Origin of the sequence: Priestia sp. BR_2, from assembly GCF_041954005.1 — a bacterium.
Taxonomy (GTDB): Bacteria; Bacillota; Bacilli; order Paenibacillales; family Paenibacillaceae; genus Paenibacillus_AQ; species Paenibacillus_AQ lautus_A.
Window position 1 is genome coordinate 87,890 of the sequence record NZ_JAVFHM010000218.1, and the last position, 14,818, is coordinate 102,707.

The 14,818-nt window shown below is 54.4% G+C and carries 10 protein-coding genes; all 10 read right to left on the bottom strand.

What is annotated here, in order from left to right; all coding sequences use genetic code 11:
• Nucleotides 1–65 precede the first annotated feature (65 nt).
• The gene (locus tag RB298_RS16020; protein ID WP_486047569.1) at nucleotides 66–1,073 is read right to left on the bottom strand and encodes a glycoside hydrolase family 53 protein; all 1,008 of its coding nucleotides are present in this window, start codon (nucleotides 1,071–1,073) and stop codon (nucleotides 66–68) included.
• A 333-nt stretch (nucleotides 1,074–1,406) separates the two neighbouring features.
• A complete protein-coding gene (locus RB298_RS16025; protein ID WP_486047570.1) occupies nucleotides 1,407–3,479 on the bottom strand; it encodes a beta-galactosidase in 2,073 nt (690 codons plus the stop codon).
• Between the two features lie 40 nt (nucleotides 3,480–3,519).
• The gene (locus tag RB298_RS16030; RefSeq protein WP_486047571.1) at nucleotides 3,520–4,398 is read right to left on the bottom strand and encodes a carbohydrate ABC transporter permease; all 879 of its coding nucleotides are present in this window, start codon (nucleotides 4,396–4,398) and stop codon (nucleotides 3,520–3,522) included.
• A 21-nt stretch (nucleotides 4,399–4,419) separates the two neighbouring features.
• On the bottom strand, nucleotides 4,420–5,310 hold the full coding sequence (locus tag RB298_RS16035) for an ABC transporter permease (protein ID WP_486047572.1): 891 nt from the start codon (nucleotides 5,308–5,310) through the stop codon (nucleotides 4,420–4,422).
• A gap of 172 nt (nucleotides 5,311–5,482) precedes the next feature.
• Nucleotides 5,483–7,168, bottom strand: a complete 1,686-nt coding sequence (locus RB298_RS16040) for a type 2 periplasmic-binding domain-containing protein (RefSeq protein ID WP_486047573.1) — start codon at nucleotides 7,166–7,168, stop codon at nucleotides 5,483–5,485.
• A 97-nt stretch (nucleotides 7,169–7,265) separates the two neighbouring features.
• The gene (locus RB298_RS16045) at nucleotides 7,266–8,903 is read right to left on the bottom strand and encodes a response regulator (protein ID WP_486047574.1); all 1,638 of its coding nucleotides are present in this window, start codon (nucleotides 8,901–8,903) and stop codon (nucleotides 7,266–7,268) included.
• Nucleotides 8,884–10,674: a sensor histidine kinase gene (locus RB298_RS16050; RefSeq protein WP_277747828.1), complete on the bottom strand. Its 1,791-nt coding sequence runs from the start codon at nucleotides 10,672–10,674 to the stop codon at nucleotides 8,884–8,886. The genes RB298_RS16045 and RB298_RS16050 overlap by 20 nt, the downstream gene beginning before the upstream one ends.
• 255 nt (nucleotides 10,675–10,929) lie before the next feature.
• Complete coding sequence (locus RB298_RS16055; RefSeq protein ID WP_486047575.1) at nucleotides 10,930–12,444, bottom strand: MDR family MFS transporter; 1,515 nt, start codon at nucleotides 12,442–12,444, stop codon at nucleotides 10,930–10,932.
• A gap of 146 nt (nucleotides 12,445–12,590) precedes the next feature.
• Nucleotides 12,591–14,222, bottom strand: a complete 1,632-nt coding sequence (locus RB298_RS16060) for an ABC transporter ATP-binding protein (protein ID WP_486047576.1) — start codon at nucleotides 14,220–14,222, stop codon at nucleotides 12,591–12,593.
• Between the two features lie 4 nt (nucleotides 14,223–14,226).
• Complete coding sequence (locus tag RB298_RS16065) at nucleotides 14,227–14,814, bottom strand: ECF transporter S component (RefSeq protein WP_096777028.1); 588 nt, start codon at nucleotides 14,812–14,814, stop codon at nucleotides 14,227–14,229.
• Between the last annotated feature and the right edge of the window lie 4 nt (nucleotides 14,815–14,818).

Sequence of the window (14,818 nt, forward strand, 5' to 3'; positions counted from 1 at the left end):
GAGAAGAACCCTTCCTCCTTCTCGGAAACAGGGTTCTTCTTGCTCAATGTACCGGTTAGAAACGCTCAGTCTTTAAAGCCTTCCAAGGCAATGGTCGGCTTCCCGTCCGCCTGCCAGGCTCCCTTGTTGTATCCCGCATTGTATCCCGGCGTAGCTTCAGGCTCCCAGTAGAACACGCCCAGCCCGGTACCTCCCGCTAAGCCTCTCACCTTGGTCTTGATGCTCTGGATAAAGCTCTTGGCTGCCGCCGGCTGATTGTAATCCATGCCGATTTCGCTGATCATGATGCTTTTTCCATATCTGGCGGTCATGTCTTTGGCATTGGCTATCGTCTGATCGACCTTCGATGACCAATCGCCCGCTTCCGGGTACAGCGACATGCCGATAATATCGAAGTTCGCGCCGTTGCTGATCAAGCCGCCAATATTCCACTTGAACAATTCATTGTCGTAGCCATTCGATAAATGAACGATCGTCTTGGTCTGGCTGCTGACGGACTTCACCGCGTTATGCCCCGTATTGACGAGCCATGCGTAATTCTTCATGTTCGCTGAGGCCTTGCCGTCCTCCCACAGCATTCCGTTGTTGGTTTCGTTGCCGACCTGTACCCAATCCGGAGTCACGCCCTTGTTCTTCATGGTGTTCATCACATAGACGGTATGGGAATAGACCGCATCCATCAGCTGCTGAAAAGTAAAATTACGCCAAGCATAGGGCTTGTTCTGCTGTCCCGGATCCGCCCAGGAATCGCTGTAATGCAGCGTAAGCATAATGCTCATGCCTTTATTCTTGGCACGCTGGGCCAGCTCGGCGGCTTTTTCCGCATTCAGATAACCGTTCATGTAATCATTCATGTTGGGATTGACCCAGACACGGATCCTTGCCGAATTGATCTGGTAATCGTTTTTCAGAATGTCCAGAATATCGCGCTGAACCCCTGTCTTGTCCTTCCATTTATACCCTTGAGCTTCCATACCTGGAACCCAGCTGATGTCCGCACCTTTTGCAAAGGCAGGTGCCGCCTCGGCGGCGTCGTTACCCGAAAAGCCGAACGTTAATGCAAGCATTGACATGCAAAGAAACATTCTGAACCAAACTCCTTTCGCGACTCCAGTCATTACGATACCTCCTTGGTTTTTCGTTCACTGCGCAAGCGACACTCTAATTGTAAGCGTTTTCCATATGAAGCAACAGGGCATAATGCCAACATATCCGGTCCTTTTCCAAGCAAAATGAACCCGGCGCAAGGGGCCGAAATGTCAGATCCGGTGCGGAAAGGACGATCACATGGAATAGGCAAATGAGCGGCGCGGTGCATGATGAAGGGACAGGCATCGCACGAAGGCACCTGTCCCTGGAAGAGGCATGTTTTGAAACGAATCGGAACATTGGAAGGCTGAGCCGGCTTACGTACCCGCCCCTTTTTTCATCACCTTCACTCCGTAAGGCGCCAACTCTAGCTCTGCCCCTAGGGCTTCGCACGAGATAAAATCACGGTAATCGGCTCCGTCCAGCGTGACCCGCTTCGCTTCGCCAGAGAAGTTCATCACAAAAATGTAATCCGACTCTCCATCCGTACGAATGGATGAGCTTACGCCCGAAGGCAGCTCCACCGGCAGCGCCCGGCGGACGCCTGTCTGTTCAACGAGCTTCCTGTAAAAATCGGAATGAAAAGGCTCCTTGTTCCGGGAGGCGATATAATAGGCCCGGCCCTTCCCAAGCTGATTGACCGTCAATGCTGGCCGTCCCGCATAGAAATCGGACCGGTAAACGGCCAGCGCCTCCGCCGTCTCCAGATGAATGAGGTCGCACAGCTCAACGGCTTCATAGGCCTCGGCCAAGCCAAGCCCCCCTCCGTCATTCGTTACGATCCCATTGACATCGTGATCATGGAGAGCATCGATTTCCTCCGACCATATGCCGAGCGTCTTACGAAGGGGACCCGGAAATCCGCCAAGGAAGCAAAGGTCAAACTCGTCGACGATTCCCGACCAATACGTCGCAACAAATGTGCCGCCCGCTTCCACAAATTGTTGAATCCGTTCGCCCACGCCTGGGCGCACCATGTACAGCATGGGGGCGACCACCAGTTTATATCCGGAGAAATCCTGCTCCATATCGATGACATCCATCGGGACTCCCTGCTTCCATAAAGCCCGGTAATGCTCCTGCACGGTCTCCTCATACTTGACTCCCTTATTCCGCGGACCTTGCGCATCGTTGATGGCCCAGCGGTTCTCCCAGTCAAAAATGACCGCCGCTTCCGCCGGAATGCCCGTTCCTACAACGGCATCCATCTTGTTGAGATAGTCCCCGACCTCAGCCACGTCGCCGAACACCCGCGTGTGTTCATGACCGACATGATCGACGACGGCGCCGTGCAGCTTCTCGCTCGATCCCCTGCTCTTGCGCCATTGAAAATATTGCACCGTATCCGAACCATGGGCAACGGCTTGCATGGAAGACAGCAAATGCATACCCGGACGCTTCAGCTTGCTCACCGGCTGCCAGTTCGTCAAACTTGGGGTGCTCTCCATCAGCATCCACGGCTGCCCGCCTTTGATCGAGCGGACGATATCGTGCATCATGGCAACGCGGGCTGCCTGCGCGGCCTCATCCCCGCCCTGATCATGCCAGGTCGGATAGCTGTCCCAGGATACCACGTCCAGCAAATCGGCAAACTTCCAGTAATTCAGTCCTTCAAAATATTCCATCAGGTTGGTCGTCACCGGAAGGGATGGATTGACCCTGCGGAGGGGTTCCGTTTCGTGCCGGATGAAATCCGCCGTCTGATCGGTTACGAACCGTCTCCAATCCAGGTTCATTCCATGTACCTGCGTCTCCCCGTGCGGCGACGGAGATTCAACCTGGCTCCAATCCGTAATCGTATGGCTCCAGAATGCGGTCCACCAGGCATGGTTGAGGTCATCCAGCGTGGCGTACTTCGCCTGCAGCCAAGACCGGAATGCGTCCTGACAGTAGTCGCAGTGGCAATCGCCGCCAAACTCATTCGAGATATGCCAGCCGATCACGGCCGGATGGTTGCCGTACCGCTCCGCAAGCTTCCTGTTGATCGTATGGACCTTCTCCCGATAGACCGGCGAAGTATAACAGTGATTATGACGGAAGCCGTGCAGGTTACGAACGCGCCTCTCGCTTACGCGCAGCACCTCGGGATACTTCTCCGACATCCAGGCCGGTCTTGCGCCGCTTGGCGTTGCCAGAAAAGCATAAATTCCATTGGCGGCAAAGCGGTCCAATACGCCGTCAAGCCAATCAAACGTGAATACCCCTTCCTCGGGCTCCAATGAAACCCATGAAAATATGCCGACGGACATCACGTTGCAATTCGCCAGCTTCATCAGCCGGATATCCTCTTCGAGCACTTCGGGATAACGGAGCCATTGCTCCGGATTATAATCGGCGCCATGCAGCATGTGCGGAACGCTTGAGCTAATCGGATTAAACGTTCGTTTCATAGTAAGTTAAACCTCCTGTTTCCTGATAGGATCGCATCTCTTATTCTTTGACAGAACCCAGCGTCATCCCTTTAACGAAAAAACGCTGCAAAAAAGGATAAACCAGCAGGATGGGCGCCGCGCCGATAAAGATCTGTGCGGCATTCACCGTCGTCTGGGACAACAGCTCCATCTCCTTCGGGCTCATGCTCATCGAGCTCATGTCCCGCTGGATAATGACCGTCTGCAGGAAGGTCGCCAGCGGGAAATCCTTGGCATTGTTCAGATACAGCAGCCCGTCAAACCACGAGTTCCAGTGGAACACCATGCTGAACAGCGCAATCGTGGCAATCGAGGGCAGCGAGATCGGCAAATAAATCTTAAACAGCGTTTTGAAATGGCCGGCTCCATCGATGAAAGCCGCTTCCTCCAGTTCTTTCGGAATTCCCCTGAAGAAGTTCAGCATCAGGATCACCAAAAAGGTGTTCACGGTGCCGGGGATCACCAGCACCCAGAAGGAGTTGATCAGGCCCAGCTTCTGAATCACGATATAGAACGGCACCAGGCCTCCATTGAACACCATGCTGAACACAAACAGCCAGGAATAAACACTGCGGCTGCGGAAGACGCGGTTCTCTTTGGACAGCGGATATGCGGCCAGAAACGTCACGGCAAGCGTCAAAGCCGTTCCCAGTACCGTACGTGCAATCGAGATCCAGATCGAGTGTAGAAATGCCGGGTTATTGATCGTTTTCTTGTAAGCTTCCAGCGAAAAATCGACCGGCCATAATCCCACCAGACTGGCGTCGGCAGCGGCTTTGGAGCTGAACGAAATCGCCAGCACATGAAGCAGCGGAATGATGCAGAGAATGGCCAGCGCGACAAGCAAGCAGGTATTAAACACGTTAAATATGCGGTATTCCATCGTTTTATAGTACATGGCTCTCCCTCTTTCGCTCTGCTAGAATATACGGTAGCCCGCCCACTTGTAGGCCAGCCGATAGGATACGAGAATAAGGACCATGCTGATCACGGATTTGAACAAGCCGATAGCCGTTCCGAACCCCATCTCGCCATTCAGGATCGCTGTTCGGTATACAAAGGTATCGATGATATCGCCTTTCTCGTATACCAGCGGATTGTACAGGTTGAAGATTTGGTCAAACCCGGCATTCAGGATGTTGCCGAGCGCCAAGGTCCCGACAACGATCGTGATGGGAGTCATGGAAGGGACCGTGATATGAAGCGTTTGTTTCAGGCGTCCCGCTCCATCGATTTCCGCGGCTTCGTACAGGGTCGGGCTAACGCCGGCCAGCGCAGCCAGGAATACAATCGTATTGTAGCCAAACTCCTTCCAAACGTCGGATACGATCACCGTGAACCGGAACCAGTTATTGTCTCCGAGAAAAAAGATCGGATCGATGCCGACAGCGGCCAGAATTCGATTAACAAAGCCGTCGACGGCGAGCATTTCGATCAAAATTCCGCCCAGGATGACCCAGGACAAAAAGTGGGGCAAATACACCATCGTTTGGATGCTCCGCTGAAGCGCCGTTTTTCGGATTTCATTCAGCAGAATGGCAAACACGAACGGAATCAGCAGATTGAACACGATTTTCATCACCGCGATGACAAAGGTGTTCCATATGACCTGCATGCTGTCCTGCCTTTCAAACAAGTATCGGAAATTGTCCAAGCCCACCCATGCGGAGCCGCCAACGCCCTCCCACGGCTTATAGTCCTGAAAAGCCATAATGATGCCGCCCATCGGCAAATAACTGAACAAGAACAGACAGATAAGGGCCGGCAGCAGCATGACGTGGAAAGGCCACGTTTTTTTCATCCTCTTCATCCAAGATCCTCCCGTTAAATCAATCTACCTCTTGATTATAGGACCCGTCCCACGGGGCGCAGTAGCCCACAAAACCAATATTCATGGCACGATAGCAATCAATTTGCAGCGTCTCTCATGGAACAAAAAAGACGGCCTAGGCAGGCCGCCCTTCATTACTCGGTAACCACAACTACTTCACGCTTTGATACCATTCGTTAACCTCTTTGGTGATCTGTTCCCCGCCTCCGGCTTTCCACGTTTCCACAAACGTATCAAACGATTCAACGGGCTGTTTGCCGTAAATGATCTCGTTCAGGGTTTGGTTCTCGATCTTCAGGAGATAATCCCACTTCGATTTCATGGTGGCGGTTACCGGTCCCGTAAACATGTTCTTCTTGGAGATCTCCTCTTGGGAGAGCAGCACTTCCGCAGCGGCAGGGGTATCCTTGCCATAGTTGACCGCAACGTCCTTTTCGAGGCGGCTCTCCGGCTTCCCGCCTTTCGCCAGCTTCAGCAGCGCTTTCATCTGCTCGTCCGGAATGCGGGCACCGTCGCGGACCAGCAAGTAACGGACGACATTCACGTAACCGCCTTGGATCTGATCGTTGGGCACCATTTCGCCATTGGCATCGAGCTCGAAGTCGTAGCCCTCGAACAGCCCGTTGGCAAATTCGCCGCCTTCCTTGGATACGGCAAAGTTATCGAACAAGTAGTTTTGATACGTGAAGAAGGCCTCAGGATGCTCCATATCTTTATGGATCAGGGTAACGCCGTTCGTATACTGCGTTCCATGGCGCATCGCAGTGCCGTCAGGGCCAGCCGGAATCTGGACAGGCTTCCAGACGGCTTCCGGCGCATTCTTCACGGTATCGATCAGCGGCCAGCCGCTCATCCAGTAAGGCCCCGGAATGATGCCGGCCGTTCCGGCTACAGCCGGCTCCGCCGTTTTGTTCTCATCCCACAATGCGGCTTCCTTCGGAATGTATCCTTTATTCATCCACTCGTTCAGCTTCACCAAGCCTTGCTTCATGCCCGCATGGACCGAGCCGTATTCCAGGCTTCCGTCCTCAGCCACGTTCCACTGCTGCGGCAGCGTTCCGTAAGCGCCGAATATCCATGACGGATCGCCCATCCAGGTGCTCATGGACGTTTTGAAGCCGATGCTCAGCGGCGTGACTTTATCCGGAGCAAGACCGGACGGGTTCTGATTCTTGAAAGCATCCATCACCTGCTCAAGCTCATCCATCGTTTTCGGTGCGCTCATCCCCAGCTTGTCCAGCCAATCCTGCCGGATCCATAATACATAGTCGTGATTATAGGCAAAATCCAGAACCGGAAGCCCCATTCGCTTACCGTCCCGGCTGTACTGATTCCACACGTTGGGATCCAGATTCATCGCGTTCTTCCACGTTTCCGATGCATACTGGTCAAACAGCGTGCCGACCTCGGCAAACATGCCGGAATCGATCAAATCCTGGGCCAGCTGCTGATTTTCGGTGCCGAGCGTGACGATATCCGGCATTTCCTGTCCGGAGGACATGGCCAGCCGCAGCTTGGTTGCAAAAGCGCCGTTGGTATCCGTAATGGACCACAACGATTTGATGTTGATGCCAAACTTCTCCTTGGCCCACTTCGTAGCCACGTTGTTCTCGATCGTTTCCCCATTCTTGAATTGAAGCGTCGGATCGACGCCCCACACCGTCGTAATCGTAACTTCCGGATCGTATTTCTCTTTGTAGACGTTTTCAGTTTTGGATTCGGCCGGCTGCTGCGCCGCTTCCGGTTTCGGCTCGCCGCCGGAGCATCCGGCCAAGAATCCGGCCAGGAGCAAGGACGCGGCCAGGATCGGGAACCATTTCTTTCTTCTAGCGGTCATCGTTAAATCCCCCTTCTACCACCTTATGGATTACATGTTTAATTATAGAGGGGCCGGCAGCCGCATCCTATGTCACGAATCGAAGATTTCTGCACCTTTAGCAACATCCTTGGTCTCTGTATTCGTTCGGGGTCATTCCGTAGTGCTTCCGGAACATCTTGCTGAAATACTGCGGATTCTGGTATCCGAGCTCAGCGGTAATTTCATAAATCTTCTTGTTCGTATGCTTCAGCAGATATAACGCCCGCTCCATTCGCTTGCGGATGATATAATCGCCGAGTCCCTCTCCGGTTTCGCTCTTATAAATCTTGGATAAATATACCGGATGCAGAAATACCCGGTCCGCAATCGTCTTGACGGACAGGTCGTGACCCGAATCGGCAGTCACCATCTCCTGGACCTGCTTGATGATATGGCTCTTGCTCGTTGTCTCCTGTTCGGACGAGATATCATGAAGTTTATTCAGCATATCAATCGACCAGGAGCGCAGCTTGGCAGCCGACTGAACCACCTGCTGAATATATAAGGGGTCCCAGCCGGCCTGGTCCAGCTGATGAATGTAATGCCCCTGCTTGTGAGCAAGATACATGTAGGCATTCGCAACCGATAAAAATATTTCATACAACGCCGTCTGCCCGATGAATGCGGTTTCAACTTCTGCAAAAACTTGTTCTATTTTGTCCCGGGCGGCGTCCCACTGCCTTGTTTCCAGCAGATGCAGCAGGCTGGGCGGCTTTGCAAACGCCTGGGTAACGTCCCATACTGGCTCATGCAGCCGGTCATCATGGTCTTCCGCGAATCGGATAGCTTCATGATCTCCGTTTCCCCAGAGATAAAGCGAGCTTAGTCCCGACCGATAAACGGATCCCAGGTCCCCCGGAAAATCAAAGGAGTCTGACACGAAAACCGAAATGCTTCCCTTTAAATAGCTGCCCACATCCTGTTGAAACTGGGTTATATACCGTTTCAATTCGCGGGAATCCGCGAATGTTTCCATATCTCCAGCGTTCGGCACTCTCTTGGGCTGAGCCAATAGAATCAAACAATGATGCGGCGTTTTACAGGACCACACATGGAGCAGCTCGGCAAATACCTCCTCGGCAATGTTGCCGATGGCATATTCCATCAGTCCCACTGAATAGTCGTCCATTCCCGTAAACCTCTGCCCTAGCTGGATCAGCAGCATGATCGTCCGCTGGTCTGTTCGGAGCGGAATTTCATATTCATGAAGCTTGTGATCAAGCGAATGACGCGGCATCTCGCGTCCCAGCAAGAGATCATGCATGAGGCTGTTTCGCAGAATGCCGAGATCCGATTTGCGGCTGTACATCAGCTGATGGTAGTGCCCAAGCTCCTTTCGCTCCTCCTGGATCGACGCCAAGGCGGAGCTCACGCTCCGCATGAATTCACCATCGTCCACCGGCTTCAAAATGTAATCGGATGCCTGCAGCCGAATCGCCTGCTTGGCATATTCAAAATCCGAATAACCCGTAAGTAAAATGCAGCGGATATGCGTCCAACGCTCGGTTATGGTCTCCATCAGCTCCAGGCCGGTCATCACCGGCATCCGAACATCCGTAACCACCACATCGATGTCCTGCTCCTCCAGCAGGTCGATCGCCTCCAGGGCGGAAGAAGCCTGATACACTTCTTCAATATCCAGCTCACGCCATGGTATCGTCTGATATAAGCTTTCCGTAACATAACTCTCGTCATCAACCAATAAGATATTCATCGACTCTTTGCCCCCTGCCCTGACTTTGATTGATTCTTCCCAAGCGTTCCGGCAATGGCCAGTAGAGTACAGCCCGTACGCCGCCTTGCGGAGATGCCGCAAACCGCAAGCCGGCTTCTTCGCCATAACGCAGCCGCATGCGCTGGTGAACATTCCAGACGCCGCAGCCCATCTCCTGATCCATCGGCCTGTTCAGCCGGGCCTCCAGCTCGGCCAGCTTCTCCCCGTTCATGCCGATTCCGTTATCATCCACTTGAATGCAGGCCAGACCGTTCACAATCCGGAAGGTTACCCTGATTTCACCGTCGCCCGAGTGAGGCTCAATGCCATGCAGCACGGCATTCTCCACCAAGGGCTGAATGACCAGCGGCGGGATCTCCATGCCTTCAGCTTCCTCCGTCAAATCAAGATGATATTGGAGACGCCTCATCCGCATCTGCTGGATTTCCAGATAATGCGTAACGAACTCCACCTCGTCCGACAAGGGAACCAGCTCACGTTCCTGACGCGTGGTATATCGGAAATACCGGGACAAGCTGTGCGACATCGCCACGACGGCTTCGTATTTCCGAAGCTTCGCCATGCTGGTAATAAACGAGAAGCAATTGTAGAAGAAATGGGGATTGATCTGGGACTGCAGCTGCTTCAGCTTCGCTTCCCTGACATGGATCTTCTCCATGTATACATGCTCGAACAGCTCCTGAATCTGCTCCACCATCGAGTTGAATCTCGTGGCCAGAAAACTGAACTCGTTACGGCCCGCTACCTTCATCCTCACCCCGTAATCCCCGGCTTGGAGCCTTCGGAACACATAAACCAGCTGCTTGATCGGAACCTGAACCTGGGAGTACAGCAGATATGCGGCGAGGCAGCTCATCAGGAGCAATGCTGCGATCGAAATATAAAAGAGCCTGTTCGACGTATGGATCGGCTTCATAATGTCCGATAGCGGAATATAGTCTATCAAATACCATCCGGTCGTTTCCGATAACACGATGCTGACCGAATAGGTTTTGCCGCCCACTTCCTTCACGCGGTTTTCCACGTCTTCGAGCGGCTCCCGATCCAGCTCCGCCATCATATGGTTAATCAGTTCCTGGTCCGCGGTACGGTTGTAGATAACGCCCGAATCCGGTTTATAGTAGAACGGATCGCTCCTTCCGTCGCTCTTAAAGCGGTCCAGCATATCCTGGATGTTGGTGCTGTCGAATTCAACCTTGATCACGGTATTCGACTTGCCCGTATGATGCTGGGTGGAATACGGTGCCACCGAATACCAGACAAACAGGAAACGCCGGTCGCTCCCCTCGTAATAAGGAGTGACCTGCCACCCCGGCTTCACGTCCTCCGCGAGCTCCTCGGGCGAATAAAACCCGGCATCGCTTTCGGTGACCACCCGCCCGAGGGATGGGGAATAAATGGCCAGATGGCTCCGCCAGTTCGAAGAGCTCTCCTGTATGCTCAGCTTCGTCTGAATTTGCTTCACCAGATTAATCGCGTCCAGGTTCAGATACTTATCCTCCAAATATATATCCCGAAAGCTTGAGATGTCCGGGTCATGCAGGAGCAAATTCGGCCATGATGCCAAAATATCGATATTGGTATTCACCTGATTCTGAAAAAAAACAAGCTGGTTCGTATTCGATTGGCTGAGCTCCTTGCTGAGCACGTTCGTCGTGGTTTGGTTCGAATAGAAATAGAGGCCGACAATCGGAATCAACATCAGAAAAATGAACAGGACGATTTTTCGGAACAGATTAAATTTGGACATACATCGGCAGCCCCTTGGTTTATGTAGTGTGAGAAGTCATTTATAGCGAAATATGTTTATTATATCGGAGTTCGCCCTGTGCCGTGTAGGGCATAAAAGCAAGATTTCGGGCACTTTCGAAGGGATTGTTACGACATGGACGTTTGCGCAGTCACAAAGAGCGCATCCAACAAAAAAACAGGATCACGGCCTCAAAGAGACCGGGGTCCTGTTACATTTTTATTATGAAATATATGCCTTACATGCTTCCATCGATCAATGGCTTGACGGTTGTTCCTCTCCCGCCTCAGGTTCAGGGGGCGCATTGCGGAAGGCGGCCACGATCAACATACAGATCACCGCCATCACGGCCATCACCACGAACAGGGAATTAAGGCTTCCCTCCAGTATTCCGCTCAACAGGCTGCCTGACCCTTCCGGCAGTTCGGCCATTCCATGCGGGGAGAGCAATTTGTTAATGTCGTCGCTCGTAATGCCGGCCGCATCCGGCTCAGCGGCAAGCCTGCCCGCGATTCCCGCATTGACCCATAATCCGAACACCGCTACGCCCACGGTCTGACCGAACGTCCGGATGAAGGAGTTCAGCGCCGTGGAAGCTCCGCGAACCTCATAGCCGACCGAGGATTGCGCAATGATCTGAAACAAGGTGGAGATATAACCGAAGCCGACGCCATAAATGAACGTAAAGACCAGCAGCACGCCCAGCGCCGTATCCTTATGCATGAACGCCAATCCCACCGCTCCGATGATTAGAAGCACGACGCCGATCAGCGCCGTTTTCCGGGAACCGGATTTAACGATCAGGCGACCGCTGATGATCGAGCCGATCAGCCATCCGATCGACATCGGGGCCAGCGTCAGACCCGACAAGGTGGCGTTGCCGCCACGAACGCCTTGAATCCACAGCGGCAAATACGTGGTCAACCCGATGATAAGCGCACTTACCAGAATATTGGCTATCGTCGATACCGTAATATCCCGGATCTTGAACAGATGGAGCGGCAGCATCGGCTCCTTCACCCTGCTCTCCACCACCAGGAACGCAGCGAGCAGCACCACGGAACCGATCATCAGACCGAGCATGAACGGAGAATTCCAGGAATAGCTCTCCCCGCCGCCGACCGCGAGCGCAAACAGCAGCGCGGTCATTCCCACGGTAAACAGGGCCGCCCCCCCGTAATCGATCGATACTTCGCGGGCGTTGCGCTCCTCTTTGAAATAACGGAAAATCAGCCCTATCGATAACAGCCCGAACGGAACATTAAAAACAAAGATCCAGTGCCAGGACAAGTAATCCACGAAATACCCGCCAAGCAGCGGTCCGATCAGCGATGAAATTCCCCAAACGGAGCTGATCATCCCTTGAATCTTCCCTCGTTCCTCCAGATTGTAAATGTCTCCGACAATCGTGAAGGTCACCGGTATAACCGCACCGGCTCCGATCCCTTGGATTGCCCTGAAAATGATCAGCTGCGTCATGTTCTGCGACAGCCCGCACAGCAATGAGCCTGCGAGAAAGATCAGCGAGCCGTATAAAAATACGGGCTTGCGTCCATATAAATCGCTTATTTTACCGAAAATCGGCGTCGTAACGGCCATCGTCAGCAGATAGGCCGTAAAAATCCAGCTCATCAGGCTTACGCTGCCGAAGCTGCTGATAATGGCCGGACCCGCCGGACCGACAACCGTTCCTTCGATCGCAGCCATAAAGGTGGATAACAGAATACCGACCAGGATATAACTGCGTTTGTCTTGTCTTAATACACCCACGTTCCTTCGTCCCCTTTACTCTAGACGGCCCCGGCATGACTCCTGTCCCTGCCGATCCTATTAGGACAAAACCGGGGCCAACAGCATAAAAGCGCCTCCCGATACCAGGAGCGCTTTCACATCATGTAACATTTCTATTATAAAGGTTACCGCGAAGGTTGCACAGACATTTTCCCGTTCCGCAGATGAATAAAGGAAGTGGCGTGCCGCTTCATGAGCTCGGGATCGTGCGTGATCATCAGGACGGCCGAGCCTTCCCCGATGACATAACGGCAGAGCTCGGTTACTTTATCGATGGCGGCATAGTCCATTCCCGAGGTCGGCTCGTCCAGGATATACAGCGGTCTTTCCAGCATCAATTGGCTGATGATGCTTAAGAGACGCTTCTCGCCCTGACTAAGCAAATAAGGAGACATTTGAAGACGATCCGTAAGTCCCGCCATCTCTAACAGAAACCTCGCCCGCTGCTGCTGGCCGGCCGTCAGTTCCGGACGCTTCTTCACGGACATCCCGCCATGGAGGCTGTAGATCAGCTCCTCCCAAACATTCGGGGCCGTAAACATATATTCCGGCTGCTGGAACGCGTAGCCGATCGACTCGGCCCTGCGGTAGACGGCCATTCCCTTCGTATCTTCCCCTTGCCAGCGTATGCTGCCTGCCGGAGACGGCAGCAGGCCCATGATCAGGCGGCTGAGCGTCGTTTTGCCCGATCCGTTCTCCCCCGTCAGCAGCACCCAGTCGCCGGGTTCAATCTTCGCATTGATATCGCTCAGCGCCTCCCGGCCGCCGGGATACGCAAACGTCAGCGAATCGATCCGGAGCAGCGGGGAGACGGCAGGCAGCCTGGCGCCTTCTGCATGGGATTCCGCCGCAGGTACGGAACCTGCAGGAACTGGCTTGCCCGCATGGGATACCGCCGCACGCGCGGAACCTGCGGGGACCGGCAATTCCGCATGGCGCGCTGCCGGATGCGGGGGAGTTGTTGCCGGGACAGGCTTGTCCCCGGCGGCGGCACTCGCTGCCTCGCCTGCGGGCCGAGGCAGCAAGCCCAGCTGCACCAGCTGCTCCCCGCAGCGGTGCAGCAGCTCCTCCGGCGGCCCGTCCTGCACGACGGTGCCGCCGTCCAAGACGATGACGCGCCCCGCGGCGCGCGCGACATCGTCAAAGCGGCCGGACGCGGTGATCAGCGTCCGGCCCTCCGCCTGCAGCTTATGGCACAGCTGCAGGAAGTTCGCCTGCGCCGCGGCATCCAGGCTGGCGCAGGCGTCGTCGAAGACGAAGAGCCGCGGGCGCAGCGCCAGCACCGCGGCCAAGGCCGTGCGCTGCCGCTGTCCGCCGGACAGGCTGCGCACCGGATCGGTCCGCCGATGAAGCAGCCCGACCGCCGCAAGGGACTGCACCACCCGCTCCTCGATTTCCGCGGGCGGAACCCGCATATTTTCAGGGCCGAAGGCTGCTTCGTCCTCTACGATCCCCTGAACGAGCTGGGCATCCGGATCCTGAAACAGCACCCCGACCGCATCCGCTACGTCGGCTATCGGCGCCGCTGCAGGATCCATGCCGTCCAGCAGCACTTCCCCCGTTCTTGCGCCTCCGCCGCTCCGCGGAAGAAGGCCGCATAACAGCTGGCACAGCGTCGACTTCCCGCTGCCGCTGGCACCAAGAATCGCGACCCAATCGTTCTCCGCTATGTCCAGATTCATATCGTGGATAACCGGACGTTCCTCTCCGTCATAGAGGAATCCCAGTCCCCGGCATGACACCCTTGTTCCCGACATCGGGCTATCCCTTAACGGAGACGGCGAAACGGCGAAGCAGGCCCGTCTTCACTAACGCTTCGCCTAAAACCTTGGTTAACAGGCCGCAGAGGAGAACGCCGCTCAGAATACGCACCGCCAGCGCAATGCCAAGCACTTCGATCGGCCAGGACGTATACCCGAACATGTTGGCCGCGAACAGGAACCAGAGCGGTACCATCGCCCCGCCAACCAGCATGAGAGCGCCGGCGCTCCATTTTTTGTATCGGTAGATCGCGAAAATCGTCTCCGCCACGATCATGTAGCAGCCCGCGGCCACAAAACACGAAGCAATGCCGTATACCGTACCGGTCAGAGCCTGAATCGTGCCGCCGATCGCAAACGTGACAACCGCCGTTCCCGGTTTACGAATGATGTAGTAAGCCAAGAGTCCATAAACCATGTAGATTCCCGTCGTCGTTGAAGTGGCGATGGGTCCGCCCAGACTGTTCAACAGCTTGTTAACCGGCCCTATGTATACGGTGAGAACGGCATTAACGGCAGCAAGCATCGCCATCAGGATAATCTCCTGCGTCGTAAAAGCAAACCATTTTTTCTGTGATGATGAATTCAAAGGT

Excerpts from the sequence above, each read along its gene's own strand:
- RB298_RS16020 (WP_486047569.1), bottom strand. The coding sequence starts at position 1,073 with ATGTCAATGCTTGCATTAACGTTCGGCTTTTCGGGTAACGACGCCGCC.
- RB298_RS16025 (WP_486047570.1), bottom strand. The coding sequence starts at position 3,479 with ATGAAACGAACGTTTAATCCGATTAGCTCAAGCGTTCCGCACATGCTG.
- RB298_RS16030 (WP_486047571.1), bottom strand. The coding sequence starts at position 4,398 with ATGTACTATAAAACGATGGAATACCGCATATTTAACGTGTTTAATACC.
- RB298_RS16035 (WP_486047572.1), bottom strand. The coding sequence starts at position 5,310 with ATGAAGAGGATGAAAAAAACGTGGCCTTTCCACGTCATGCTGCTGCCG.
- RB298_RS16040 (WP_486047573.1), bottom strand. The coding sequence starts at position 7,168 with ATGACCGCTAGAAGAAAGAAATGGTTCCCGATCCTGGCCGCGTCCTTG.
- RB298_RS16045 (WP_486047574.1), bottom strand. The coding sequence starts at position 8,903 with ATGAATATCTTATTGGTTGATGACGAGAGTTATGTTACGGAAAGCTTA.
- RB298_RS16050 (WP_277747828.1), bottom strand. The coding sequence starts at position 10,674 with ATGTCCAAATTTAATCTGTTCCGAAAAATCGTCCTGTTCATTTTTCTG.
- RB298_RS16060 (WP_486047576.1), bottom strand. The coding sequence starts at position 14,222 with ATGTCGGGAACAAGGGTGTCATGCCGGGGACTGGGATTCCTCTATGAC.